Here is a 25795-nt window from a genome sequence, read left to right on the forward strand (position 1 = left end):
TTTCAGTATCGCTTGCCTCACCCACGCTACCGCCCACCCGCCATGGCACCCCGACGCCTGTCCGCGACGAAGCGCACCACGTCGGCGATCCAGTCCCCGTCGGTGCGCAAGGTGAGCAGCGGTGCATCGCAGCGCCGCAGGGTGCGGGCGACCTCGGCGCGGTGCGCGGACGAGGCCCTTGCGAAATCGTCACGCAGTTTCTCGTCGATCGTGAATTCGCGGGTCACCCCGGACTCGGTGTCCTGCAGGACGACATCGCCGACATCGGGCAGTTCGACATCGCGAGGGTCGATGATCTCGATGCCCAGCACCTCATGGCGGCCCGAAATGGCCCGCAGTGGCCGCATCCAGTCGATCGGTCCGAGGAAGTCACTGATGATGACGGCCATCCCCCGTCGTCGCTCCGGGCGGCGCAGCGCGTCGATGGCGCCGGCCAGGTCACCGCGCACACCCAGCGGCGCCTGCGGTGTTGTCGCGATGGCGCGCAACAACTCCTGCTCATGCAACCGGCCCGACAGCGCTGGCACCCGCTTCATCGTCTCGCCGTTGGAGATCACCGCCCCGATCCGGTTGCCACCGCCGCTGTTGAGGAACGTGATGGCCGCCGCCGCCGCGACCGCGAGATCGCGCTTCTCGCAGCCGGTGGTGCCGAAGTCCAGACTGGACGAGACGTCCACGACCAACCAGGTTTCCAGCTCGCGGTCGGCGATCATCTGCCGCACGTGGGGCTGGGTGGTGCGCGCGGTGACCGACCAGTCCATCCGGCGGACATCATCGCCGGGCTGATACATCCGGGACTCCCCCGGCTCCGAGCCGGGACCGGGGATCAGACCGAGATGATCACCGTGCAGCACACCGTCGAGTTTGCGGCGCACCGTGAGCTCGAGTTTGCGCAGCGCCGCACTCAGTGCGGGGTCGCGGATCTCGCCGCGCTTGAGCGAGGGCAGGTCGACCGCGCGCCTGCCGGTCCCGGTCACCGACCGCCGGCCGCCGCGGCGGCGGGAACCCCGGGAGGCGCCGAGTTACCTTGCTGCGGAATGGCATTGACCTGGGGCAGACCGACGGTCTGCATGATCCGGTTGATCACGGTCTCCGCCGAGACCTCGTCGGCCAGGGCGTCGTAGGTGAGCACCAGACGGTGCCGCAGCACATCAGGGATCACTTCGACAACATCCTGGGGGATCACGTAGTCGCGGCCGCGCACGAGCGCCAGGGCCCGCGAGGCCGAGATGATGCCGAGCGAGGCGCGCGGCGAGGCACCGTAGGCGATCCAGGCCTTGGCGTCGGGCATGCCGAACTTCTCCGGCTCACGGGTCGCGGTCACGATGCGCACCACGTAATCGACCAGCGCGTGGTGCACGAAGTTGTTGGCGGCCACCTCCTGCAACCGCAGCAGGTCACCGGTGTTCAAGATCTGCTTGGGCTCAGGCGGTTTCACGCCCATCCGGTAGATGATCTCGCGCTCTTCCTCCGGCGAGGGATAGTCGACGTTGAGTTTGAACAGGAAGCGGTCGCGCTGGGCCTCGGGCAGCTGGTACACGCCCTCCTGCTCGATCGGGTTCTGGGTGGCCATCACCAGGAACGGCGTCGGCAGCGGGAAGGTCTTTCCGCCGATGGAGATCTTGCGCTCGGCCATGACCTCCAGCAGCGCGGACTGCACCTTGGCGGGCGCGCGGTTGATCTCGTCGGCGAGCAGGAAGTTGACCACCACCGGACCGAGTTCGATATCGAACTCCTCCTGGCCCTGCCGATAGATGCGGGTACCGACGATATCGGTGGGCACCAGGTCGGGGGTGAACTGGATGCGGGCGAAGGTTCCGCCGACCACCTTGGCGAAGGTCTCCACGGCGAGGGTTTTGGCCACACCGGGTACGCCTTCCAGCAGCACGTGCCCCTTGGCGAGCAGACCGACGAGCATGCGCTCGACCAGGCGGTCCTGACCGACGATGATGCGCTTGACCTCGAAGATCGCGCGTTCGAGGGTGTGCACCTCCTGCTGCAGGCCGGAGCCCGCGGGCGGTGCGCTCTGCGTGCCGGGCGGGTAGCCCTGCGTCGGGGCCGGGCCTTGATAGCCTCCGGCGCCCTGCGGCGGCCCACTCGGTGACGTCATCTAGCTTCCTCCCACGGTCGATCTGCAACAAACTCGCTGGACTTCGGTGGCGACCGCCGAGCTGGCCGGGCGTCCGCCGTCAACTATTCCAGGCAGCCCGGAATCCGTCGACGTCGCCCGCCCGGCGTGCCGCGTGGGTCAGGACTCGATGACGCGCACCAGGTGCGGGGACATGCCCGCCGTGCGCAGCGGGCTGACGGTCACCTTGCCCGCCGAACCGGAGGCCTCCAGCATCTTCCCGCCACCCAGATAGATGGCCACGTGCTGGCTGCCGCCCGGGCCCCAGAAGATCAGGTCGCCGCGCTTGGCCTGCGACGGAGAGATGGCGCGACCGCCGGAGGTGTACTGGTCGCCGGAGTACTTGGGGATCTGCACACCGACACCGGCGAACGCGTACCTGGTGAATCCGGAGCAGTCGTAGCCGATCTTGCCGTCGTCGTAGTCGACGCCCGGGCCGGGACCGGTCAGGGTGCCGCCGCCCCACGAGTACGGAACGCCGATCTGCGATCCGCCACGGCGGATCACGTATTCGATGGCCTGCGGGCCGCGCACCCGGGCGCCGGGCAGCAGGCCGCCGGTCGAGGCGGCCGGAGCGGGTGCCAGGCCGATGGACTGCAGGAACTTGGACCCGAGGCTCTGGGTGGTCTCCAGCGCGATCTTGCTGACCTGGAAGGAGGCGTTGGCGATGGCCACCGGATCACCTGGGGCGCCCGAGCTCGGGCGCGCGGGCAGGGTCGGATCCCATTCGCCTGGGTCGGCGGTGGCGGTCGCCGCGGCACCGATGGCCATCGCGGCGGCCACCGCCAGTGCTGCCAGCACCCGGGTCAATGTACGAAAGCGTGTGGAGTTCAAGGAAATCCCTACGTAGTCAGTGCTTCTAGTACTCGATGTAACGAACGGCGTACGGGGTCATCCCGCTGGTGCGTACCGGCGAGATCTTGACGGTCGAACCGGTGTAGGGGGCTTCGAGCATCTGGTTGTTGCCCAGGTAGATCGCGACGTGCTGACTGCCGCCGGGACCCCAGAACAGGACATCGCCGCGGCGCATCTGTGAGGTCGGGATCTTGCGGCCCATGTCGTACTGCGCCCCGGAGTAGTGCGGCAGCTTGATACCGACGCCGGCGAAGGCGTAGAGCACCAGACCCGAGCAGTCGAAACCGACTGTGCCGGCGCCTCCGTCGATACCGTTGCTCTTTCCCGCGGCATTGCCGCCGCCCCAGGAGTACGGCACGCCGATCTGCGACATCCCCCGCTTGATGACGTACTCCGACGCCGCCTGGCCGTTCACCCGGGGAATGGCCCCGTTGTTGGTGAAACCGGTCGGGGTGGGCAGGATGCCGAGCTTCTGCAGGAAATTGCGACCCATGTCGGCCGTCAGCTGGGCCGAGGTCTGCATGATCCCGAGGATCGCGTTGATGATGGCGATCGGGTCGCCGCTGACGAAGGCGCTCGGGATGGCCGGCAATGTCAGATCCCATTCGCTGGCCTGCGCCGGTGCCGGCGCACCGCCCGGGGCGCGATCCCAGTCCGCGCCCGGTGCGGCCGGACCCGGCGCGGCCGGGGCACGTCCGGTGGGCGCGGTCGCGGCAGGCGCCGCGGGCGCCGCCAACGGCCGGGCGGCGTCGAGTTTCGCCTGTGCGGCAGCGCGTTCGGCGGTCAGCCGGTCGAGCTCCTCCTGCTGGGACCCGAACGTCTGCTGGGCCTGGGTGAGGCTGGCGACCGCGGCGTCCTGACTGGATTGTGCGTCGGCGGCGGCCTTGTCGGCATTCTGCTTGGCCAACCGCGCTGCGGACTCGCGGTTGACCTGCTCGGTCCGCGCCTTCTGCAGATCGCCCATCACCTGTTGGGAGTTGGCGGCCAGCGCCTGCCCCGCGGCAGCGGTCTGCAGGGCGGCGTCGGGGTCGGCGGCGGTCAGATAGGAGGCCGACGGACCGTTCACATAGGCGGCCACGGCGTACGTGTCGACGCGGCGCTGCGCGTCGGCGATGGCGGTGTTGGCGTCGTCGACGCCCCGTCGGCTCGCCTCGACCTCGGCGGCCGCCGCGGCGGCGTTGTCGCGCGCGTTCTGCACCTCGAGCAGTGCCTTGTTGACGCTCTCCTGCTGGACCTGCACGGCGGCGCCGAGATCCTGCAACTTCTGGTTGGCATCGGCGACGGCGGCCACCAGGGCCGCGATGCCCTCGGGCTTGGCCGGGTCGGCGATCGCGATCGGTGCGGCGATCGGACCGTCGGGGAGAACGCCGGCGCACAACAGGCCGACGGTGACCGGGACTGCGCAGATCCGTCCGTAGAAACGGGACGCGGAGGCGCCTGGGGTGCGTCTCATGGGACTCAGGTCTCCTAGGGCTCAACGCGGACGACACGGCACTGCGGATGAGTGTCAGCAGTCACATCAACCACAGCTGCAACACCAAACACTGTTTGCACCGTACGTCACATCACGCCCTAAAGAAACTTTAGTCACAAATTACATGAATGTAATTGGAAAAGGCGTTATCGAATAGTGATATTCGAATTCGACAAAGGGGTTGTGGCGTTACTCCGCCGACACCGGAGGCGCAGTTTCAGCAACCGCTCGCCTGGCCCGTACCTGCAGTACACGGGTCAAAACCGCGGCCGCGGCAACGGCCAGCACAAGGACTGCGGTAAACGGCGTCCAGGGAAAGTCCGGGGTCTGCAACTCGGTGACGAAATTCTTCGAAGATTGCACGGGATCGCCTGTTTTCGCGAGATCCTGACCGGCCTCCAGGGTGACCCTGTCGAATTCCTGGCTGTAGGTGCCCGCATAGAACGGGCTGATGGCCAGCACGGTCGATCCCGGGAAGTCCTGCCCCACCTCGGTGGCGATATCGCGCAACGGGGTGTCGATCGGCGGGTTCTGGTCGATGACCACGATCTTGAGGTCGATCCCGTCGGCCTTGGCCGTCGAGACCACCTCGCGCAGACCCGCGATATCAGCCCCGGCGGGGGCACTCACGCCACCATCGCGCACCTGATCCTTGACCAGGTTGATATCGATCCCCGGTGGGATGTAGGCGGGAAGATGTGGCACAACGTGCGGTCCGGTCACCACCGCACCGTACCGCCGCGCACGCAGCGCCCGAACATCCGACTCACCGGTCGGCACGTCGGGAAAATCTGCCCGACGGGCTCGCATCGAGCCGACGACTGGACAAGACTGGACCCGACCCTCCCCGCCTTGCAGGACAAGCGTACTGTTAGGGTCAGCATGCCGCCGACACAGCCCGTCGCCGGCAGGATCTAACCGGGAGTTGATGTGAGCAACGACAACACGGCCAATTCATCCTTGAACTCTTTTGGTGCCCGCGACACCCTGACCGTCGGGGACAACAGTTACGAGATCTATCGTCTGGACGCAGTACCCGGAACCGAGAAACTGCCCTACAGCCTCAAGGTGCTCGCGGAGAACCTGCTGCGCACCGAGGACGGCGCGAACATCACCAAAGAACACATCGAGGCCATCGCGAACTGGGACCCCTCGGCCGAGCCGAGCATCGAGATCCAGTTCACCCCAGCCCGCGTGCTGATGCAGGACTTCACCGGCGTGCCCTGCATCGTCGACCTCGCCACCATGCGTGAGGCCGTCGCGACCCTCGGCGGCGACCCGAACAAGGTCAACCCGCTCTCCCCCGCCGAGATGGTCATCGACCACTCCGTCATCCTCGACGTCTTCGGCAATGCCGGCGCCTTCGAGCGCAACGTCGAGCTGGAGTACGAACGCAACGGCGAGCGCTACCAGTTCCTGCGGTGGGGTCAGGGCGCCTTCGACGACTTCAAGGTCGTCCCCCCCGGCACCGGCATCGTGCACCAGGTCAACATCGAGTACCTGGCGCGCGTGGTCATGACCCGCAACGGGGTTGCCTACCCCGACACCTGTGTGGGCACCGACAGCCACACCACGATGGAGAACGGCCTGGGCGTGCTGGGCTGGGGCGTCGGCGGTATCGAGGCTGAGGCCGCCATGTTGGGCCAGCCCGTCTCGATGCTCATCCCGCGCGTCGTCGGCTTCAAGCTGACCGGCGAGATCAAGCCGGGCGTCACCGCCACCGACGTCGTGCTGACCGTCACCGATATGCTGCGCAAGCACGGCGTGGTGGGCAAGTTCGTCGAGTTCTACGGCAAGGGCGTGGCCGAGGTGCCGCTGGCCAACCGCGCGACCCTGGGCAATATGAGCCCCGAGTTCGGTTCCACCGCGGCGATGTTCCCCATCGATGAGGAGACCATCAACTACCTGCGACTGACCGGGCGTACCGAGGAGCAGCTGGCGCTGGTCGAGGCGTACGCCAAGGAACAGGGCATGTGGCACAACCCGGACTCCGAGCCGGTCTTCTCCGAGTACATGGAGCTCGACCTGTCGACCGTGGTGCCCTCGATCTCCGGCCCGAAGCGCCCACAGGACCGCATCGAACTCTCCGATGCCAAGAACGCGTTCCGCAAGGACATCCACAACTACGTGGAAGAGAACCACCCCACGCCCGAGACCAAGCTCGACGAGGCGATCGAAGAGTCCTTCCCGGCAAGCGATTCGGTGACGTTGTCGTTCGCCGACGACGGCGCGGTGGTCCCGAACGCCTCCAACGGCGCCGAGGGCCGCCCGTCGAAGCCGGTCACCGTGCGCTCCGAGGAGCGCGGCGAGTTCGTGCTCGATCACGGTGCCGTCGTCGTCGCGGGAATCACCTCATGCACCAACACCTCCAACCCGTCGGTCATGATCGGTGCCGCACTGCTGGCCAAGAAGGCCGTCGAGAAGGGCCTGACCTCGAAGCCGTGGGTCAAGACCAACATGGCGCCGGGCTCGCAGGTGGTCACCGACTACTACAACAAGGCCGGCCTGTGGCCCTACCTGGAGAAGCTGGGCTACTACCTGGGTGGTTACGGTTGCACCACCTGCATCGGCAACACCGGCCCGCTGCCCGACGAGATCTCGGCGGCCATCAACGACAACGATCTGTCGGTGACCGCGGTGCTGTCCGGTAACCGCAACTTCGAGGGCCGCATCTCCCCCGACGTGAAGATGAACTATCTGGCCTCCCCGCCGTTGGTCATCGCCTACGGCATCGCGGGCACCATGGACTTCGATTTCGAGACCGATCCGCTGGGTCAGGATCACGACGGTAACGACGTGTTCCTCAAAGACATCTGGCCGACGTCGGCCGAGATCCAGGAGACCATCGCCTCCTCGATCAACCGGGACATGTTCACCGAGTCCTACGCCGATGTGTTCAAGGGTGACGATCGGTGGCGTTCGCTGCCCACCCCGGAGGGCAACACCTTCGAGTGGGACGACGCGTCGACCTATGTCCGCAAGGCCCCGTACTTCGACGGTATGCCCGCCGATCCGGAGCCCGTCGGCGATATCTCCGGCGCCAGAGTGCTTGCCCTGCTGGGCGATTCGGTGACCACCGACCACATCAGCCCGGCCGGCGCGATCAAGCCGGGCACCCCGGCGGCGCAGTACCTCGATGCCCACGGCGTCGAGCGCAAGGACTACAACTCGCTGGGGAGCCGACGCGGCAACCACGAGGTGATGATCCGCGGCACCTTCGCCAACATCCGTCTGAAGAACCAGCTCCTCGACGACGTCTCGGGTGGTTACACCCGAGACTTCACCCAGGATGGCGGGCCGCAGGCGTTCATCTACGACGCCTCGGTCAACTACCAGAAGGCCGGTATCCCGCTTGTCGTGCTGGGCGGTAAGGAGTACGGATCCGGGTCCTCGCGGGACTGGGCGGCCAAGGGCACCTCGCTGCTCGGAGTGCGTGCGGTCATCACCGAGTCCTTCGAGCGCATCCACCGGTCCAACCTGATCGGCATGGGTGTCATCCCGCTGCAGTTCCCGGCCGGAGAATCGGCCGCCAGCCTGAAGCTGGACGGCACCGAGACCTTCGACATCGCTGGCATCACCGAGCTCAACGAGGGCAAGACGCCCAAGACCGTGCATGTGACCGCCACCAAGGAGGATGGTTCGAAGGTCGAGTTCGATGCGGTGGTGCGTATCGACACCCCCGGTGAGGCCGACTACTACCGCAACGGCGGCATCCTGCAGTACGTGCTGCGCAACATGCTCAAGGCGAACTAGGAGACCGGAAGAAGTAACGGGTACCACCCGTGCCACGGGTAACCGACGACCATCTGGCGGCACGTCGTCGCCAGATCCTCGACGGCGCTCGGCGCTGCTTCGCCGAGTACGGCTATGAGAAGGCGACCGTGCGGCGGCTCGAACACACCATCGGGCTGTCGCGCGGCGCCATCTTCCACCACTTCAAGGACAAGGACACCCTGTTCTTCGAGTTGGCACGCGAGGATGCCGAGCGGATGGCCGATGTGGCCGCCCGCGAAGGCCTCATCCAGGTGATGCGTGACCTGCTCGCCGCGCCGGATCAGTTCGACTGGCTGGTGACGCGTCTGGAGATCGCGCGAAAATTGCGCAACGATCCGGCGTTCCATCGGGGCTGGGCCGAGCGATCGGCCGAGTTGTCGGCGGCCACCACGGAGCGGCTGCGTAAGCAGAAACAGGCCGGGCGGCTACGCGACGATGTCCCCGGTGCCGTGCTGCAGACCTACCTGGATCTCGTGCTCGACGGCCTCGTGGCGCGGCTGGCCTCCGGTGAGGACACCGAAAACCTCAGCGCGGTGCTGGACCTCGTCGAGGATTCGGTTCGCCAGCCGCGCTGAGACCCCGATGAGGGGTCAGCTGGCCCGTCGACGATGATTGGGTCCGCCCCGGCTGCGCATCCGGGTACCCGACTCGCGCAGCATGCTGTGCACAGATCCGTAGGACCGACCGGTTTGCGCCACCAGCGACCTGATGCTTGCGCCGCGCTCGTATGCGCTGCGCAAGTCGGACAGAACCTGCTCACGGGACTTGTCGGATTCAGTCATCGATTTCTCCCCACTCCCGATCCGTGTGCGCGGGTACCCAGACTAGGAACCGACAAAACGCGTGTGGGTGGAATCGATGAAAAGCCTTGCAGAACGGCCTATGCCAGTTCGATGAGGTCCCGATACTCGGTCGACCAGAAGTCCTCGGTGCCATCGGGCAACAGCACCACCCGCTGTGGATCCAGGGCTTCGGCCGCACCGGGATCGTGCGTCACCAGCACCACCGCGCCCTGATAGCTGCGCAATGCGTCGAGAACCTGTTCACGAGAAGCGGGATCGAGATTGTTGGTCGGTTCGTCGAGCAACAGCACATTGGCGGTGGAGGCCACCAGACCGGCCAACGCCAACCGCGTCTTCTCACCGCCGGACAGTGTGCCTGCGGGCTGATCGAGCTGCGGCCCGGTGAACATGAAGGCGCCCAACAGGCCTCGTAATTCCTGCTCCCCGGTGTCGGGTGCGGCGTGCCGGATGTTCTCCCACACCGTCGCGGCGTTGTCGAGCGTGTCGTGCTCCTGTGCGAAGTAGCCGATCTTGAGGCCGTGGCCAGGGACAAGCCCACCGGCATCAGGAGTTTCGGTACCGGCCAGCAATCTCAGCAACGTCGTCTTACCGGCACCGTTGAGTCCCAACACCACAACTCGGGAACCCCGGTCGATGGCGAGATCGACGCCGGTGAATACTTCCAGCGAACCGTATGTCTTGGTCAAACCCTTGACCACCAAGGGTGTTTTCCCGCACGGCGCAGGTACCGGAAATTTGATGCGCGCCACCTTGTCGGCAACCCGCTCGTCATCGAGCTCGGCGATCATCCGCTCGGCACGACGCAGCATATTCTGCGCGGCAACGGCTTTGGTGGCCTTGGCGCCCATCTTCGCCGCCTGCGCCCGCAGTGCGCCCGCCTTCTTCTCGGCATTGGCGCGTTCGCGACGGCGACGCTGCTCGTCGGTGGCCCGCGCGTCGAGATAACGCTGCCAACCCATGTTGTAGACATCGGCCTCACCACGCACGGCGTCGAGGAACCACACCCGGTTGACCACATCGGCGAGCAGCTCGACATCGTGACTGATCACCACGAGGCCGCCCGTGTGATTCTGCAGGAAGGTGCGCAGCCAGCCGATCGAGTCCGCATCGAGGTGGTTGGTGGGCTCGTCGAGCAACAGTGTCGTGCTGGAGGATCCGGAACCCGATCCTTGGCCGGCGGCGAACAGGATCCTGGCCAGCTCGACACGGCGGCGCTGACCGCCGGAGAGAGTGCGCAGCGGCTGGGTGAGTACCCGGTCGGGCAGGCCCAAGCTGGCACAGATCCGGCCGGCTTCGCTCTCGGCCGCGTAGCCGCCGAGCGCGGCGAACCGCTCCTCCAGTTGGCCGTACCGGCGCACCGCCTTGTCCCTGGCCGCGTCGTCGGCGACCTCGGCCATCAGCACCTGCTGCTTCTCCAGATCCGACAGCAGGGTGTCCAGGCCGCGCGCGGACAGCACCCGATCGCGTGCCAAGACGTCGAGGTCGCCCTCCCGCGGGTCCTGCGGCAGATAGCCGATCTCGCCGGTGCGCTCGATCTTGCCCGCGTAAGGCTCACCCTCACCGGCCAGTATGCGCATGGTGGTGGTCTTGCCTGCACCGTTGCGCCCCACCAGGCCGATGCGGTCGCCGGGCTGGATACGCAGCGCGGAACCCTCGATGGACAGCAGAGTGCGCGCCCCGGCGCGGACCTCCAGGTCCGTTGCGGTGATCACGCTGCTGCTCTCCTCGGGTTGTCGTCATCTGTCGTCGGTGAATACGGCCGACCGCTTATCTTTGCGCGCCGCGACCGCTTCTTCAAAGTTGGCGGTGAGCAGTCGCACATACAACTGGCCGAGTCCCTCGGCCTGCATATGGCCCTCCAAGCTACCGGCGTCCAGTCCACTCCACAGTGTCCGCTTGGTCAACTCGATTCCCGGCCGGGAGAACGCGGCGATCCGCTGCGCGGTTTCGAAACAACGTGCCAACAGCTCGTCATCCGGCACCACGGCGGACACCAACCCGATCCGCTCGGCCTCGGCGGCATCGACATCGCGACCGGTGAGCATGATCTCGAAAGCCCGCGACGCGCCGATGGCGCGCGGCAGCAGATAGGACAAGCCCAGCTCGCTGGCCGTCAGCCCGTTGTTGATACCCGCCGCCCGAAAGTACGCTCCGTCCGCGGCGATTCGGATATCGCAAGCCAATGCCAGGCACAGGCCCCCACCGATGGCCGCACCGTTGACAGCGGCGATCACGGGCTGATGCAACCGGCGCAGAGCCAGGATCACATCGTCGAGGACCTCCATGGATCGCAGCGCGAATGAGGGCCGGGTCAGACCGTCGACATGCGGCACCGAGCCTGCCGACTTGTGGTCGGCGCCGGAGGAGAACCCCCGTCCGGCACCGGTCATCACAATCACCCGCACCGAGTTGTCGTGGTGCAGATCGCCCAGCACGGCGCGCAGCGGCACCATGACGTCGAAGGCCATCGAGTTCATCCGCTCGGGCCTGTTCAACGTGACCAACGCCACGCCGGGCGCCGGGTGGGAGACCTTTACGAATTCACTGTGTTCAGTCACGCCGTGCACGTTATCGCGGCACGGACCCCCCGATGGCCCGGTCGGAGATCGACGGTCAGTTCTGCTGCGACGCGATCGCTGCGTCGACGTCGAACTCCTTGATCTTGGTGATCAGATCCTCGAGCTGAGCGGGACCGAGTGCGCCGGACTGACGGAACACCTGGTGTCCCTTCTTGAAGGCCATCAGGGTCGGGATGGCCTGGATCTCGGCTGCCTGTGCCAGCTCGGGCTCGGCCTCGGTATCCACCTTGGCGTGCACGATATCGGGGTGCTTGTCCGCGGAGGCACCGAACGTCGGGGCGAAGGCGCGACACGGACCGCACCAGGTTGCCCAGAAGTCGACGATGACGATCTCGTTGTCATCGATGACCGACTTGAATTCGGCTGCGGTGATGTCCTTTGTACTCACATATTTCCTAACGTCGAGGCGGCAATCCCAATTCCCGGTGCCGTTTCCCAGTATGTCCCGCCCGCCATCAGGTTGCGACCGCGTCGAGCGAGTAGACGCGCACCCAGTCCACCTTCATCTGCTGTTCGGGGAACGCCGTAGTCGGATCTGGGTCGCCGGTCCACGGATTGCCCACCGCCACGTTCAGGATCAGGTAGTGCGGCCAGGCCCCGGAGAACGGCGTCCAGTCACCGCCCATCGCCTCGTACTCGGCCTTGGTCACCTGACCGGTCTGCACACCGTCGACGTGCCAGACGATGCGATCGGCATACCAGTCGATACCGTACTCGTGGAACCCCGCGGACAGGTCGGTGCCGATATCGGCTCCCACATCGTGCAGTTTGACGTCGACGGTGTTGTCGCCGGCCGCAGGTCCGTGGATATTGCCCGTCCACTGCGTCCTGCCGTCGGCAGAGCCGAAGCCGGGATACTCCGTGATGTCCACCTCACCTTGACGAGGCCAGTCGAACTCGTGGCCGGGTTCCAGACCGACCATCCAGAAGGCCGGCAGCAGTCCCTGGGCATACGGCATCTGGATGCGAGCGACGATCCTGCTGTTGGGCATGACGGACTGGTTTCCATAGGACACCACCCGCGCCGACGTGTAATCGTGCGGGGCGGCCGCATTGTCCGGGGTGGCCTCGCGGCGCACACTGATCACCAGGTGACCGTTCTCGTCGACGGTGACATTGGAGAAATCGGGTGTGTAGTACTGATTCTCGCCGGCGGACTGACCCCATCGTCCGCTCTGCAGCGACCACGCCTGCATGGCCTCGTCCAACGAGGTGAAGTTGGTCTCCCACAACAGCACCGGATCGGAGGTGCCTGCCGAGGGATTGCCCGGCGCGGTGTCCGGGGGCACCACCACCGGAGTGCGGGACGGTCCGAGGAAGAGCGTGCGCACCTGCGCCCACGCATGATGGATCATCGCCGTGATCTCGGTGCGGATATGGTCGAGGGCCTGCATCACCGGACTCAGGCCCAGGCGTGCCATCACCTCGTGCACCATGCTGCCGAACGCGGCGGGCGCTGCCGCCTCGGCCGCGGTGGCCGCGGTGGCCGCGGTGGCCGCGATGGCCGACTTGAGCGAAACACCCTGTGCGACAGCTGCTTCCGATGAACCCCGATCATCGTCGGTCGACGGGGGCAGGTTGCCCTGTTCGTTGACCCCGGGACGGGCGGCGGCATGGCCGTCGTCACGACCGGTCTGCCCACGGCGGATGTCCGATTCCGACCTGCGCCGGTCGTAGGGTTTGTCGGGCCACTCCTCGACGATCACCTCACCAGGTTCGGCCACCGCATCCGTCACCGGAGCCGCTGTCTGCGAATCGGTTTCGAACCCGACCTCGGACCCGACCTCGATATCGGCGACCGCGACAGTCCGTGGCCGGCCGAATTCCGCCATCGTGTCGGACTCGTCGCTGCGGGTGGATGCCTCGTGCCGCGCCGCGGATCGGGTGGTCTCGTTCAGCCGTGACGGGCTGCGCTGCGCGCGGCTTCCGGTCGACTCTGTCGGGTCCGCATCGGTCGACACCCGACCGGCCGAGACGGTTTCGGACTGCGACGAGTCACGTCCGGATTCGGTCGGGGCCGACCTGGCCGGCGCGGACGAGTCACCGGCCGAGCTGCCGACACTGGTACTGCTTGTGGTCGCCCCTTCGTCGGCGGTCGCGGCGGCCATCCCCTGCCCGGAGGCGATGGCGGCGGCCAGACCGGCGGTCATCATCCCCGCTCCGAGCCATAGCCGGCGTTCACACCGCTTGCGGACCTCATCAGTCGTGGGCATATCAGTCGTGGGCATAGCCGCTGTCCTCCTTCACTGAACGCAAAGGCGGGAGGGCGCGACATCGACCGGGCTCGTGGCGAGCATCGCGACGGCACAACACCATCCACCGATCACGCCCAGCACAAACTCAAATCGTCACACAGCAGACCGCAACCAGTGCGCCGATCCCGGAACGGTCGCCGCACTGAAACTCGTTTTGCCACCAAATATTTGACCGTGCTTGCGGCGGCGGACCGTCGCACGTCGAACAATAACGGACACACCGCCCACCGGAGGGCCGAATGCGGGGGCAAAATTGCGACACCACGGGCCCGAATTGGCCCGTGACACCGCACGTCTCGTCGCCAGCAAGGAAGTCAGTTAACGACGATCGAGGTCACCGGTCGGGATGATCATGCTGTTTCCGCGGAAAAACCGGTGCGGTCGTACCGTTCCGACTGTTTGCTGGCCGACTCGCGCCGACCTCGCGCGCACCTGCTCAGACAGTGAAGCCGAGCGCACGCAACTGCTCGCGGCCGTCGTCGGTGATCTTGTCCGGCCCCCACGGCGGGTTCCAGACCCAGTTGATCTTGATCTCGTCGACCAGGCCGGGGCCCACCAGGGCGTTACGGGACTGGTCCTCGATGACATCGGTCAGCGGACACGCCGCCGAGGTCAGCGTCATGTCGATGAGGGCGACGGTGCCGGCCTCACCGTCCTCGACGTTCAGGCCGTAGACCAGACCGAGGTCGACGACGTTGATCCCCAGTTCGGGATCGACGACGTCGCGCATGGCCTCTTCCAGGTCGGCGAGAAACTCGTCATTGCCTGCCTTGGGTTCACTCATCGCTTGTCCTCAACGTCCTCATGGCTGGCCTCGGCCAGCGCAGCTTTGAAAGCGCTCCACCCCAGCAACGCGCACTTCACCCGCGCCGGATACTTGGCCACACCGGCGAAGGCGATACCGTCGCCGATCACCTCCTCGTCACCGGCGATGTTGCCACGCGAGGAGATCATCTCGGTGAAAGCGGCGACGGTCTTGAGGGCATCCCCGACGGTCTGGCCGATCACCTGATCGGTGAGCACGGAGGTGGCGGCCTGGCTGATCGAGCAACCCTGCCCGTCGTAGGACACGTCCAGAACCGTGTCCGAATCGCCCGAGAGCCGCACCCGCAGGGTCACCTCGTCACCGCATGTCGGGTTGACGTGGTGCACCTCGGCGTCGAACGGGTCCCGCAGCCCGCGGTGGTGCGGATGTTTGTAATGGTCCAGGATCACTTCCTGGTACATCTGTTCCATTCTCATCGGGCGAAGAACTCCACCGCCCGTTGGACGCCCGCGACCAGCCGGTCCACCTCGTCGAGGGTGTTGTACACCGCGAACGACGCGCGCGCGGTAGCGCTGATACCGAACCTGCGGTGCAGCGGGGCCGCGCAGTGATGGCCGACCCGCACCGCCACGCCCTCGTCATCGAGCACCTGGCCGACATCATGGGCGTGAATGCCCTCGACGACGAAGCTGACCGGCGATCCACGGTGTTCGGTACCCGCCGGGCCGATGATGCGCACACCCGGCACGGTGGCCAGGCCGTCCAGCGCGGCGGCCACCAGCGCGTTCTCGTGAGCCTGGACGTTGTCCATGCCGATCGCCCTCAGGTACTGCGCCGCGGCGGCCAACCCGACAACCTGCGAGGTCATCGGCGTACCCGCCTCGAATCGCTGCGGTGCCGCCGCGTAGGTGGCCTTCTCCATGGTGACGGTTTCGATCATCGAACCGCCGGTCAGGAACGGCGGCAGCAGGTTCAACAGCTCGCGCCTGCCGTACAGTGCGCCGATCCCGGTGGGGCCCAACATCTTGTGCCCGGAGAAGGCCGCGAAATCCACGCCGAGGGCGTGGAAGTCCACCGGCTGGTGCGGTACCGACTGGCACGCGTCCAGCACGGTCAGCGCACCCACCGCCTTGGCCCGCGCCACCAATTCGGCGACCGGAGCGATCGCGCCGGTGACGTTCGAGTGATGGGTGAAGGCAACCACTTTCACCCGCTCGTCGAGCTGGAGACTGTCCAGATCAATACGGCCGTCCGCGGAGACGGCGTACCACTTCAGCGTCGCCCCGGTGCGTGCCGCCAGCTCCTGCCAGGGGATCAGATTGGCGTGGTGCTCGAGCTCGGTGGTGACGATGACGTCCCCGGGCCCGACCGCATTCGCGAAGCGCCGGTCCCCCAACGTGTAGGCGACCAGATTGATGGCCTCGGTGGCGTTCTTGGTGAACACCAGCTCATCGTCATCGGCACCGACGAACGCCGCGATATCTGCGCGGCCCTGCTCGTAGGCATCGGTCGACTCCTCCATCAGCTGATGGGCTCCGCGGTGCACCGCGCCGTTGGAGGTGGTCAGGAAGGTGCGTTCGGCATCGAGTACCTGCAGCGGCTTCTGCGAGGTCGCACCGGAATCCAGATATGCCAACTGACACCCGCCGCGCATCACCCGGTTCAGGATGGGGAAGTCGGCCCGGATGCGGGCGATCCCCTCCCGATCCAGTGCGCGGTCGACGGATGTCGTTGTCATGGTCTGGCTCCTCCTACGCGGTGGATGTGGCTAGGTTGCCGCTGCCTGGGTGAATCGCTCGTAACCGTTCTCTTCGAGCTCGTCGGCCAGTTCCGGGCCGCCAGACTCGATGATCCGGCCGTCGTAGAACACGTGCACGAACTGCGGGCGGATGTAGCGCAGGATCCGGGTGTAGTGCGTGATCAGCAGCAGGCCACCGTTTTCGGCGTCGGCGTAGCGGTTCACGCCCTCGCTGACGATGCGCAGGGCGTCGACGTCGAGCCCAGAATCGGTCTCATCGAGGATGGCGATCTTCGGCTTGAGCAGCGACAGCTGCAGAATCTCGTGACGCTTCTTCTCACCACCGGAGAAGCCTTCGTTCACGCTGCGCTCGCTGAAGGTCGGGTCGATGTCCAGGTCGGTCATCGCGCCCTTGACCTCTTTGACCCAGTGTCGCAGCTTCGGGGCCTCACCGCGTACCGCGGTGGCCGCGGTACGCAGGAAGTTCGACATCGACACACCGGGCACCTCGACCGGGTACTGCATGGCCAGGAAAAGTCCGGCGCGGGCCCGCTCGTCGACACTCATCTCGAGCACATCGGCACCGTCGAGGGTGATCGCACCGGAGGTCACCTTGTACTTGGGATGGCCGGCGATCGCGTAGGACAGCGTGGACTTACCGGATCCGTTGGGACCCATCACCGCGTGGGTCTCCCCCGACCGCACGGTCAGGTTCACCCCCTTGAGGATGGGAATGTCTTCCCCGCCTTCAGGATTGGCGACGGAGACGTTGAGGTCTTTGACTTCGAGCGTGGTCATTCTTGGGCTGCTTTCGATTCCGTGATGGCTAGTTCTCGTTCGATGGCTTCGGTCAGGCGTTCGCGCACGGCGGGCACCGCGATCTTGGCGATGATCTCGCCGAAGAAGCCGCGGACCACCAGACGGCGGGCCGCCTCCTCGGGAATACCCCGGGCACGCAGATAGAACAGCTGCTCGTCATCGAAACGGCCGGTGGCACTGGCGTGGCCGGCACCGGCGATCTCACCGGTCTCGATCTCCAGGTTGGGCACCGAATCGGCACGGGCGCCGTCGGTGAGCACCAGGTTGCGGTTCGCCTCGTAGGTGTCTGTGCCGGTGGCCTCGGCGCGGATCAGCACGTCACCGATCCACACGGTGTGCGCATCCGGCTTGTCGGAGGCCGGATCGCCTTGCAGCGCACCTTTGTACAGCACGTCGGACTTGCAGTTCGGTACCGCGTGGTCGACGAGCAACCGCGACTCGAAGTGCTGACCGTCGTCGGCGAAGTAGGTGCCGAGCAACTGGGCTTCGCCGCCCTGAGCGGTGAACCGCACGGTGGCGGTGGTACGCACCACATCGCCACCGAGGGTGACGTTGACGTGGCCGAGCACCGCATCCTTGCCGATCCGGGCATGATGCGAGCTGACGTGCACCATGTCATCGGCCCAGTCGGCGATCCAGATGACGCCGAGTCGGGCCGAGTCACCGACGATGATCTCGACGTTGTCGGCGTACGTGCCGCTGCCGCGCAGGTCGACCACCACGGTCGCCCGGGACAGCTCTTCCACCCGGATCTGCAGGTGCCCGTAGGCGACATTGCCCTCACCGGGACCGGTGACGACGATCTCGATGGGCTCGGCGACCTCGGTGTCGCGGACCACGGTCACCACGGTGGCATTGCCGAACGACGAGTAGGCCTGGGCCGCAACGCGGTCGGCGGGTATACCGCCCTGCCCGAGTCGCTCGTCGTCCCGCGCAACGGTCTCGACCGTCACACCGGGACGCTCACTGACCTCGATCAGCGCCGCACCGGTCGCCGGGGCGGAGCCGTCGTGCAGACCGCGCAGCCGCTTGAGCGGGGTGAACCGCCACAGCTCGTCACGGCCCCCGGGTACCTCGAACGCCTCGACGTCGAAGGAGGCGAACTGCTCGCCCTTGTTCGCGTTGAGGGCCGAGCCGGACTTACGGCCGCCTTCCACCGCGTCGGTCATGTGCGATGCCGTCATTAACCGACAGCCCCTTCCATCTGGAGTTCGATCAGCCGGTTGAGCTCAAGGGCGTACTCCATGGGCAACTCCTTCGCGATGGGCTCGACGAAGCCGCGCACCACCATGGCCATCGCCTCGTCCTCGGTCATGCCGCGGCTCATCAGGTAGAACATCTGATCCTCGCTGACCTTCGACACTGTGGCCTCATGGCCCATCGTGACATCGTCCTCGCGGATGTCGACATAGGGGTAGGTGTCGCTGCGGCTGATCGTGTCGACCAGCAGCGCATCGCATTTCACGCTCGACTTCGAGCCGTGCGCACCCTTGTTGACCTGAACCAGCCCGCGGTAGGAGGCGCGGCCACCGCCGCGCGCCACCGACTTGGACACGATGTTGCTCGACGTGTTGGGCGCCAGGTGCAGCATCTTGGCGCCGGTGTCCTGGTGCTGGCCTTCGCCGGCGAACGCCACCGAGAGCACCTCGCCCTTGGCGTATTCACCGGTCATCCACACGGCCGGGTACTTCATCGTCACCTTCGACCCGATGTTGCCGTCGACCCACTCCATGGTGGCGCCGGCCTCGGCACGGGCCCGCTTGGTGACCAGGTTGTAGACATTGTTCGACCAGTTCTGGATGGTCGTGTACCGAACCCGCGCATTGGGCTTGCAGATGATCTCCACCACCGCCGAGTGCAGCGAATCGCTCTTGTAGATCGGCGCCGTGCAGCCCTCGACGTAGTGCACGTAGGAGCCCTCGTCGGCGATGATCAGGGTGCGCTCGAACTGGCCCATGTTCTCGGTGTTGATCCGGAAGTAGGCCTGCAACGGGATGTCGACGTGCACGCCCGGCGGGACATAGATGAACGAACCACCCGACCACACGGCGGTGTTCAGCGCGGAGAACTTGTTGTCACCGGCCGGGATGACGGTGCCGAAGTACTTCTTGAAGATCTCCGGGTGCTCGCGCAGACCCGAGTCGGTGTCCAGGAAGATCACGCCCTGGGCCTCGAGGTCCTCACGGATCGAGTGGTAGACGACCTCGGACTCGTACTGGGCCGCGACACCGGAGACGAGCCGCTGCTTCTCGGCCTCCGGGATGCCCAGCTTGTCGTAGGTGTTCTTGATATCTGCGGGCAGATCGTCCCACGTGGCGGCCTGCTTCTCGCTGGAGCGCACGAAGTACTTGATGTTGTCGAAGTAGATGCCGTCCAGATCCGATCCCCAGTTGGGCATCGGCTTCTTGTCGAAGGTCCGAAGCGCCTTCAAGCGGATGTCGAGCATCCATTCGGGCTCGTTCTTCTTGGCCGAGATGTCGCGGACCACCGCCTCGGACAGACCGCGCTGGGCACTGGCGCCGGCGACGTCGGAATCCGACCAGCCGTAACCGTAATTGCCCAGGGAGGCAATGGTTTCCTCCTGGGTCAATGGTGTCTCGGGGGTGAGGGTCATCGCGACACTCCTTGTGTGGTGGTGGAATCGGCGCGGGCTGCGTGCCGATCATCGGTGGGCTCGCCGGCGGTGGCCGGAGTCGAGCTCAGTGGAACGTGTGTGGTGCAGGCGAAATCACCGTTGCTGATGGTGGCCAGCCGTTGGACATGGGTGCCCAGAATCTCCGCGAAGGCCTCCTGCTCGGCCTCACACAGCTCCGGGAACTCCTCGGCCACATGCGATACCGGGCAGTGATGCTGACAGAGCTGCACGCCGGGCAACGGCCCGGCAACCGGTGCCGTGGACGTCGCATAACCGGCCTCGGTCAGCGCCGCGGCGACCTCGTTGGCGGTCTGCTCGACGTCACCGGTCGACACGGCATCGTCGATCCCGGCGAGCAGATCGTCGATCCGGCGGCGTGCGAACGTGCGAACGGCATCATCTCCGCCGATCTCCCGTAGCTGACGCATGGCCGCCGCGGCGAGGTCGTCATAGGCGTGGGTGAGCTTTCCACGCCCGGCAGCGGTGAGCCGATAGCGCTTGGCCGGCCTGCCGCGACCGTTGTGCTGCCACGCCGCCGCCGCACTCGCCTCGGCGTCACCGGCCTCGATCAGCGCGTCGAGGTGCCGACGCACGCCGGCAGCCGAGATGCCCAATCGGGTTCCGATGTCGCCGGCGGTGACCGGACCCTCCAGCAGCAACTGGACGATGGCACCACGGGTGTGTCCATCGGTGGAGACCGAAGACAGCGCGCCGCCAGGGGCGGCGGGAGTCTCCGGACGTAATTTCACAACACCATTGTGACGGAATTCGATCACCGGTTCCACCAAGGTAACCCTTACCCGGAAGGGCGGCTTGCCGGCGGCCGTTACGCTGCTCGAATGACCGCCCTCGGGTCCTTCAGTTCCGCGGTGGCCCGTTGGCATGCCGACGAGCAGGCCGTCGGTTCGCCGCTGAACAATGCCGAGGTCGTCTCGCTGCGCCGGACCAGGGTGTTCGGTGCGACCGGGACGGTACTGATGGCCATCGGCGCGCTGGGCGCGGGGGCCCGTCCCGTCGTCCAGGACCCGACGTTCGGCGTGCGGCTGCTCAACCTGCCCTCGCGCATCCAGACCGTATCGCTGACCATGACGACGACCGGCGCGGTGATGATGGCGCTGGCCTGGCTGATGCTGGGCCGCTTCGCACTCGGGCCGCACAAGATGTCCCGCAGTCAGCTCGACCGCACCCTGCTCCTGTGGTTGCTGCCCCTGCTGATCGCCCCACCGATGTACAGCAAGGACGTCTACTCATATCTGGCGCAGAGTCAGATAGCCCGGATCGGGCTGGACCCCTATCAGGTCGGCCCCGCACCGGGGCTCGGGCTCGACCATGTCTTCACTCTCTCGGTGCCCAGTCTCTGGCGTGAGACCCCGGCCCCCTACGGACCGCTGTTCCTGTGGATCGGCGAGGGTATCTCGGTGCTCACCGGGGACAACATCGTCGCTGCGGTGCTGTGCCACCGGCTGGTGGTGCTCGTCGGGGTCGGCCTCATCGTCTGGGCCACCCCGCGGTTGGCCCAGCGGTGCGGTGTCGCAGAGGTCAGCGCGCTCTGGCTGGGTCCGTGCAACCCGCTGTTGTTCATGCACCTCGTCGCGGGCATCCACAACGAGGCGCTGATGCTCGGCCTGATGCTGGCCGGCACCGAGTTCGCGCTACGCGGTATCGACGGCGTGCGCGAACACAGTTGGCGGCTGCCACCGCACGCCGCGGCGATGCTCGCCGCGGGCACCGTGCTCATCACGATGTCGTCGCAGGTGAAGCTGCCCGCCCTACTGGCAATGGGCTTCGTGGTGATGGCCTTGGCCTGGCACTGGGGCGGCACCGTGAAGGCGTTCCTCGCCGCCAGCTTCTCACTCGGCGCGCTGTCCCTGGCGGTGATGGCGATCATCGGCTGGGCCAGTGGCCTCGGCTTCGGCTGGGTGTTCACCCTCGGCACCGCCAACGTCGTCCGATCCTGGATGTCACCTCCGACGCTGATCGCCCTCGGCACCGGCCAGGTCGGCATCCTGCTCGGGCTCGGCGACCACACGACATCGGTGCTGGGACTCACCCGCGGTATCGGTGTGATCATCATCGCGGTCCTGGTGACCTGGCTGCTGCTGGCCGTGCTGCGCGGCCGGCTGCATCCGGTCGGTGGCCTCGGTGTCGCGCTGGGCGCCAGCGTGTTGTTGTTCCCGGTCGTGCAGCCCTGGTATCTGCTGTGGGCAATCATCCCGCTGGCCACCTGGGCCACCCGACCGGGATTCCGCGGGTCGGCCATCGGTATCACGCTGGTGGTCGGCATCTTCGGTCCGACCGCCAACGGCGACCGGTTCGCGCTGTTCCAGATTCTGGACGCCACGCTGGCCAGCGCGGTGATCGTGCTGATCATCATCGCCATCACCTACCGGCATCTGCCCTGGCGCGCACTGCCACCGCCGGGTGCCGACGACCCGCGACCCGGACCGGAGCCACCGGCTGCCAGACCCGACGCCTACGCTGAATCTCCGTGACCACCGGTTCTGACGCTGTCGTACGCCTGCTCGGGGTGACCAAACGCTACGGACCGGCCTCGGCACCTGCCGCCGTCGACAATCTCGATCTGGAGGTGCGCCGCGCCGAGGTGTTCGCCCTCCTCGGACCCAACGGCGCGGGCAAGACCACGACCGTGGAGATGTGCGAGGGATTCCTGCGGCCGGACTCCGGTCGCATCGAAATCCTCGGTCTGGACCCCGCGACGGACAACGCCCGATTGCGCGAGCGGATCGGTGTCATGTTGCAGGGTGGCGGCGGCTACCCGGCGGCCCGTGCCGGCGAGATGCTGAACCTGGTGGCCTCGTATGCCGCCGATCCCCTGGACCCGCAGTGGCTGCTCGACACCCTCGGTCTCACCGATGCCGCCCGCACCACCTACCGCAGGCTCTCCGGTGGCCAGCAGCAACGACTGGCGCTGGCCTGTGCCGTCGTGGGGCGGCCCGAACTGGTGTTCCTCGACGAACCGACCGCGGGCATGGATGCCCACGCCCGCATCGTGGTGTGGGAATTGATCGACGCGCTGCGCCGCGACGGCGTCACCGTCGTCCTGACCACCCATCACCTGAGCGAGGCCGAAGAGCTGGCCGACCGGCTGGTCATCATCGATCACGGCCGCACCGTCGCCGCGGGCACCCCCGCCGAGTTGATGCGCAGCGGAGCCGAGAACCAATTGCGTTTCACGGCGCCGCCCCGGCTCGACCTGTCGCTGCTCGTCTCGGCGCTGCCGGAGAACTACCGGGCCAGCGAGACGACCGCGGGCGAGTATCTGGTGGAGGGCCGGATCGATCCGCAGGTGCTGGCCACCGTCACCGCGTGGTGCGCCCGGGTCAACGTGCTGGCCACCGACATGCGGGTGGAGCAACGCAGCCTGGAGGACGTCTTCCTCGATCTGACCGGGCGGGAGCTGAGATGAGTACGAATCGTTTTGCGGCAGGGACGTTCTCCCCCGATCCCCGGCCGGCCGCTGTCGGTGCGATGCTCAGAGCCCAGTTCGGGCTCGAGCTCAAACTGTTGTTGCGCAACGGCGAGCAGCTGCTGCTCACCATGTTCATCCCGATCACCCTGCTGGTCGGCCTCACGCTGCTGCCGCTGGGTGAGTTCGGTGACAACCGCGCGGCGACCTTCACGCCGGCCATCATGGCGCTGGCGGTCATCTCCACGGCGTTCACCGGGCAGGCCATCGCCGTCGCGTTCGATCGCCGGTACGGGGCGCTCAAGCGGCTGGGTGCGACCGCGCTGCCGGTGTGGGGTGTGATCGCAGGCAAATCGCTGGCCGTCGTGACCGTGGTCTTCCTACAGTCGATCCTGTTGGGCGCCATCGGTGTCGCGCTGGGCTGGCGGCCGCCGGTCGCGGCCCTGGCGTTGGGCGCGGTCGTGATCGCACTGGGCACGGCGGCGTTCGCCGCACTCGGTCTGCTCCTCGGCGGCACGCTGCGCTCGGAGATCGTGCTGGCGCTGGCGAACCTGCTGTGGTTCGTCTTCGCCGGGCTCGGCGCGTTGACCCTCGACGGCGGCCCGGTGCCGGCGGCACTGCGCTGGGTGGCCAGGTTGACACCGTCCGGAGCGCTGACCGAGGCGCTGACGCAGGCGATGACGCTGTCGGTGGACTGGTTCGGGGTTGCCGTGCTGGCCGGTTGGGGCGTGTTGTCGGCGCTGGCGGCGCTGCGCTGGTTCCGGTTCACCTGACGGCCGTGATCACCCTCGGTGTCGACGGCTGGAAGGGCGGCTGGGTCGGCATCGAACTACGGGACGGCCGTTATCGTGCGGCACATGTCGACCCGCGGCTGGCCGTACTCATCGCGGCGGTGCCCGATGCCCGGGTGGTCGGCGTCGACATCCCGCTCGGTCTGCTCGACGACGCGGTACGTGCCTCCGACCGGGCCGCCCAGCGCCGATTGGGCGCACGATCGTCGAGTCTGTTCCTGATGCCGCCGCGACCGGTGTTCGATGCCCCCGATCACGCTGCCGCCTGCGTGACGGCCAGGGAACTCACCGGGGCCGGGATCAGCATCCAGACCTGGGGGCTGCGGCAGAAGTTCCTGGAAGCCGAGGCCCTGCACGCCGATTCCGCGCTACCGCTGTTCGAGGTGCATCCCGAGCTGTCCTTCCGGGAGATGGGCCTGACGACCGGAGACGGCAAGAAGAAGAGCTGGCGCGGCCAGCGGGCCCGGTTACGCGTGCTGGCCGGGCACGGGATCGACATCCCGGAGGATCTCGGTGCCGCGGCCGGTGTGCCCGCCGATGACGTGCTGGATGCGGCCGCCGCGGCATGGAGCGCATATCGCATCGCGACGGGGGCGGCGTTCAGCCTCCCGGACCCGCCGCAGGTCGATGCGCGGGGCCGACGCCTGGCGATCTGGTGTTGAGCGGGGTCGGCGCTCCTGCTGCACCGCCCCTACTACATCGCGTAGTTAGCGCTGCTCTACCATCGGATCCGTGGCTGTCGGACGACTTTTCCTGCGACTTGTCGACATGCTGCCGATGCCCAGCCTGCGCACCCAGCGCATCGCCGCCTTCCTGGTCATCCTGACCCAGGGCGGCATCGCCGTCACCGGCGCCATCGTGCGTGTCACGGCATCGGGCCTGGGCTGCCCGACCTGGCCCCAGTGCTTCCCCGGCAGTTTCACCCCGGTCCCACATCCCGAGGTGCCCGGCATCCACCAGGCGGTGGAGTTCGGCAACCGGATGCTGACCTTCCTGGTCGTGCTCACCGCGGCGGCCGCGGTCATCGCCGTGACCCGAGCCCGCCGCCGCCGCGAGGTCCTGTTCTACGCATGGTTGATGCCCGCCTCCACGGTCCTGCAGGCCGTCATCGGCGGTATCACCGTGCTCACCGGCCTGCTGTGGTGGACCGTCGCGATCCACCTGCTGGTGTCGATGGCGATGGTCTGGCTTGCGGTGTTGCTGTTCGCCAAGATCGGCGAACCCGATGACGGCACCCCGACCGCCGTGGTGCCCCGACAGCTGCGGCAGCTGACCGCCCTGAGCGGGCTGGCGCTCTCGGCGGTCCTGGTGACCGGGACGATGGTCACCGGCGCGGGCCCGCACGCCGGCGACAAGAGTCCCGAGCGACCGGTCCCCCGCCTGGAGGTGGAGATCACCACGCTGGTGCACATGCACTCCACCCTGCTGATCGGCTATCTGTCGCTGGTGGTGGCGCTGGGCTTTGCCCTGCTTGCCGTCGGCGCCCCGCGGCCGGTGCGGATCCGACTGGTCGCGGTCGTCGTGCTGGTGATCGCCCAGGGCGCACTCGGTGCCGTGCAGTTCTTCACCGGTGTTCCCGAGGCACTCGTCGCGCTGCACGTGGCCGGGGCGGGAGCCTGCACGGCCGCCACCGCCGCGCTGTGGGCGTCGATGCGGGAGCGGCGGACCATCCCGGCGCCGGATCCCGTGGCTGCCTGATCACCCGATCGCGATGTTGTGTGATTGATTCACATCTTTCACATACACTTCGA

The 25795-nt window shown here is 66.9% G+C and carries 24 protein-coding genes; 7 read left to right on the forward strand and 17 right to left on the reverse strand.

Translation table 11 applies throughout. The features are described from left to right. Window positions 1-26 precede the first annotated feature (26 nt). The 5 genes from IC40_RS0115570 to IC40_RS0115590 form a co-directional block, all read right to left on the reverse strand. Entirely contained in the window at window positions 27-977 is a 951-nt protein-coding gene (locus tag IC40_RS0115570) for a DUF58 domain-containing protein (RefSeq protein ID WP_030135632.1), read from the reverse strand. Beyond that, window positions 974-2110, reverse strand: coding sequence for a chaperone MoxR1 (gene moxR1, locus IC40_RS0115575; protein WP_019513142.1), 1137 nt, complete (start codon window positions 2108-2110; stop codon window positions 974-976). Before moxR1 ends, IC40_RS0115570 begins: the two co-directional genes overlap by 4 nt. A gap of 138 nt (window positions 2111-2248) precedes the next feature. Further along, entirely contained in the window at window positions 2249-2899 is a 651-nt protein-coding gene (gene ripB / locus IC40_RS0115580) for an NlpC/P60 family peptidoglycan endopeptidase RipB (protein ID WP_042509803.1), read from the reverse strand. 88 nt (window positions 2900-2987) lie between these two features. After that, window positions 2988-4436, reverse strand: a complete 1449-nt coding sequence (ripA, locus tag IC40_RS0115585; RefSeq protein ID WP_030135634.1) for an NlpC/P60 family peptidoglycan endopeptidase RipA — start codon at window positions 4434-4436, stop codon at window positions 2988-2990. A 210-nt stretch (window positions 4437-4646) separates the two neighbouring features. Continuing rightward, window positions 4647-5180, reverse strand: coding sequence for an Rv1476 family membrane protein (locus IC40_RS0115590; RefSeq protein WP_036460849.1), 534 nt, complete (start codon window positions 5178-5180; stop codon window positions 4647-4649). Between the two features lie 207 nt (window positions 5181-5387). Here IC40_RS0115590 and acnA point away from each other — a divergent pair, with 207 nt between their 5' ends. Continuing rightward, entirely contained in the window at window positions 5388-8210 is a 2823-nt protein-coding gene (acnA, locus tag IC40_RS0115595; RefSeq protein ID WP_090559057.1) for an aconitate hydratase AcnA, read from the forward strand. A 29-nt stretch (window positions 8211-8239) separates the two neighbouring features. Further along, a complete protein-coding gene (locus IC40_RS0115600; RefSeq protein ID WP_030135637.1) occupies window positions 8240-8806 on the forward strand; it encodes a TetR/AcrR family transcriptional regulator in 567 nt (188 codons plus the stop codon). A 15-nt stretch (window positions 8807-8821) separates the two neighbouring features. On the opposite strand, the gene IC40_RS0115605 is transcribed toward IC40_RS0115600, so the two are convergent. The 12 genes from IC40_RS0115605 to IC40_RS26555 form a co-directional block, all read right to left on the reverse strand. After that, window positions 8822-9013, reverse strand: coding sequence for a helix-turn-helix domain-containing protein (locus IC40_RS0115605; protein ID WP_023985727.1), 192 nt, complete (start codon window positions 9011-9013; stop codon window positions 8822-8824). A 98-nt stretch (window positions 9014-9111) separates the two neighbouring features. Then, on the reverse strand, window positions 9112-10746 hold the full coding sequence (locus IC40_RS0115610) for an ABC-F family ATP-binding cassette domain-containing protein (RefSeq protein WP_030135638.1): 1635 nt from the start codon (window positions 10744-10746) through the stop codon (window positions 9112-9114). A gap of 24 nt (window positions 10747-10770) precedes the next feature. After that, window positions 10771-11601: an enoyl-CoA hydratase gene (locus IC40_RS0115615; protein WP_036470091.1), complete on the reverse strand. Its 831-nt coding sequence runs from the start codon at window positions 11599-11601 to the stop codon at window positions 10771-10773. A gap of 46 nt (window positions 11602-11647) precedes the next feature. Beyond that, window positions 11648-12001 (reverse strand): thioredoxin, encoded by a 354-nt coding sequence (trxA, locus tag IC40_RS0115620; protein ID WP_030135640.1) that lies wholly within the window; start codon window positions 11999-12001, stop codon window positions 11648-11650. A gap of 67 nt (window positions 12002-12068) precedes the next feature. Next, window positions 12069-13841 (reverse strand): family 16 glycosylhydrolase, encoded by a 1773-nt coding sequence (locus IC40_RS28265; RefSeq protein ID WP_234411582.1) that lies wholly within the window; start codon window positions 13839-13841, stop codon window positions 12069-12071. Between the two features lie 463 nt (window positions 13842-14304). After that, window positions 14305-14652, reverse strand: a complete 348-nt coding sequence (locus IC40_RS0115645; RefSeq protein ID WP_019513131.1) for a metal-sulfur cluster assembly factor — start codon at window positions 14650-14652, stop codon at window positions 14305-14307. Then, entirely contained in the window at window positions 14649-15110 is a 462-nt protein-coding gene (gene sufU, locus IC40_RS0115650; protein WP_030135644.1) for a Fe-S cluster assembly sulfur transfer protein SufU, read from the reverse strand. The genes IC40_RS0115645 and sufU overlap by 4 nt, the downstream gene beginning before the upstream one ends. Further along, on the reverse strand, window positions 15107-16372 hold the full coding sequence (locus IC40_RS0115655) for a cysteine desulfurase (RefSeq protein ID WP_030135645.1): 1266 nt from the start codon (window positions 16370-16372) through the stop codon (window positions 15107-15109). Before IC40_RS0115655 ends, sufU begins: the two co-directional genes overlap by 4 nt. Before the next feature lie 30 nt (window positions 16373-16402). Further along, window positions 16403-17170 carry a Fe-S cluster assembly ATPase SufC gene (gene sufC / locus IC40_RS0115660; RefSeq protein ID WP_030135646.1) on the reverse strand — a complete coding sequence of 256 codons (768 nt, stop codon included), beginning with the start codon at window positions 17168-17170 and terminating at the stop codon, window positions 16403-16405. Continuing rightward, window positions 17167-18360: a Fe-S cluster assembly protein SufD gene (gene sufD, locus IC40_RS0115665; RefSeq protein ID WP_030135647.1), complete on the reverse strand. Its 1194-nt coding sequence runs from the start codon at window positions 18358-18360 to the stop codon at window positions 17167-17169. The genes sufC and sufD overlap by 4 nt, the downstream gene beginning before the upstream one ends. A gap of 14 nt (window positions 18361-18374) precedes the next feature. Then, complete coding sequence (sufB, locus tag IC40_RS0115670; protein WP_030135648.1) at window positions 18375-19805, reverse strand: Fe-S cluster assembly protein SufB; 1431 nt, start codon at window positions 19803-19805, stop codon at window positions 18375-18377. Continuing rightward, window positions 19802-20575 carry a helix-turn-helix transcriptional regulator gene (locus IC40_RS26555; RefSeq protein ID WP_051644358.1) on the reverse strand — a complete coding sequence of 258 codons (774 nt, stop codon included), beginning with the start codon at window positions 20573-20575 and terminating at the stop codon, window positions 19802-19804. The genes sufB and IC40_RS26555 overlap by 4 nt, the downstream gene beginning before the upstream one ends. A gap of 90 nt (window positions 20576-20665) precedes the next feature. Here IC40_RS26555 and mptB point away from each other — a divergent pair, with 90 nt between their 5' ends. The 5 genes from mptB (at window position 20666) to IC40_RS0115700 (ending at window position 25742) form a co-directional block, all read left to right on the forward strand. Continuing rightward, window positions 20666-22318: a polyprenol phosphomannose-dependent alpha 1,6 mannosyltransferase MptB gene (gene mptB, locus IC40_RS0115680; RefSeq protein WP_030135650.1), complete on the forward strand. Its 1653-nt coding sequence runs from the start codon at window positions 20666-20668 to the stop codon at window positions 22316-22318. Then, window positions 22315-23253: an ABC transporter ATP-binding protein gene (locus IC40_RS0115685; protein ID WP_030135651.1), complete on the forward strand. Its 939-nt coding sequence runs from the start codon at window positions 22315-22317 to the stop codon at window positions 23251-23253. The genes mptB and IC40_RS0115685 overlap by 4 nt, the downstream gene beginning before the upstream one ends. Then, window positions 23250-24026 carry an ABC transporter permease gene (locus IC40_RS0115690; RefSeq protein WP_030135652.1) on the forward strand — a complete coding sequence of 259 codons (777 nt, stop codon included), beginning with the start codon at window positions 23250-23252 and terminating at the stop codon, window positions 24024-24026. Before IC40_RS0115685 ends, IC40_RS0115690 begins: the two co-directional genes overlap by 4 nt. 5 nt (window positions 24027-24031) lie before the next feature. Further along, window positions 24032-24706 carry a DUF429 domain-containing protein gene (locus IC40_RS0115695; RefSeq protein WP_030135653.1) on the forward strand — a complete coding sequence of 225 codons (675 nt, stop codon included), beginning with the start codon at window positions 24032-24034 and terminating at the stop codon, window positions 24704-24706. A gap of 70 nt (window positions 24707-24776) precedes the next feature. Next, complete coding sequence (locus tag IC40_RS0115700; protein WP_030135654.1) at window positions 24777-25742, forward strand: COX15/CtaA family protein; 966 nt, start codon at window positions 24777-24779, stop codon at window positions 25740-25742. Window positions 25743-25795: the final 53 nt, after the last annotated feature.

Source organism: Mycolicibacterium neoaurum ATCC 25795 (genome assembly GCF_000691525.1).
In the GTDB taxonomy this organism is placed as follows: domain Bacteria; phylum Actinomycetota; class Actinomycetes; order Mycobacteriales; family Mycobacteriaceae; genus Mycobacterium; species Mycobacterium neoaurum.

Bases quoted from the DNA above. Each gene is read 5' to 3' on its own strand.
- moxR1 (WP_019513142.1), bottom strand. From the start codon at position 2,110: ATGACGTCACCGAGTGGGCCGCCGCAGGGCGCCGGAGGCTATCAAGGC.
- ripB (WP_042509803.1), bottom strand. From the start codon at position 2,899: ATGGCCATCGGTGCCGCGGCGACCGCCACCGCCGACCCAGGCGAATGG.
- ripA (WP_030135634.1), bottom strand. From the start codon at position 4,436: ATGAGACGCACCCCAGGCGCCTCCGCGTCCCGTTTCTACGGACGGATC.
- IC40_RS0115605 (WP_023985727.1), bottom strand. From the start codon at position 9,013: ATGACTGAATCCGACAAGTCCCGTGAGCAGGTTCTGTCCGACTTGCGC.
- IC40_RS28265 (WP_234411582.1), bottom strand. From the start codon at position 13,841: ATGCCCACGACTGATATGCCCACGACTGATGAGGTCCGCAAGCGGTGT.
- IC40_RS0115645 (WP_019513131.1), bottom strand. From the start codon at position 14,652: ATGAGTGAACCCAAGGCAGGCAATGACGAGTTTCTCGCCGACCTGGAA.
- sufU (WP_030135644.1), bottom strand. From the start codon at position 15,110: ATGAGAATGGAACAGATGTACCAGGAAGTGATCCTGGACCATTACAAA.
- IC40_RS0115655 (WP_030135645.1), bottom strand. From the start codon at position 16,372: ATGACAACGACATCCGTCGACCGCGCACTGGATCGGGAGGGGATCGCC.
- sufC (WP_030135646.1), bottom strand. From the start codon at position 17,170: ATGACCACGCTCGAAGTCAAAGACCTCAACGTCTCCGTCGCCAATCCT.
- sufD (WP_030135647.1), bottom strand. From the start codon at position 18,360: ATGACCGACGCGGTGGAAGGCGGCCGTAAGTCCGGCTCGGCCCTCAAC.
- sufB (WP_030135648.1), bottom strand. From the start codon at position 19,805: ATGACCCTCACCCCCGAGACACCATTGACCCAGGAGGAAACCATTGCC.
- mptB (WP_030135650.1), top strand. From the start codon at position 20,666: ATGACCGCCCTCGGGTCCTTCAGTTCCGCGGTGGCCCGTTGGCATGCC.
- IC40_RS0115690 (WP_030135652.1), top strand. From the start codon at position 23,250: ATGAGTACGAATCGTTTTGCGGCAGGGACGTTCTCCCCCGATCCCCGG.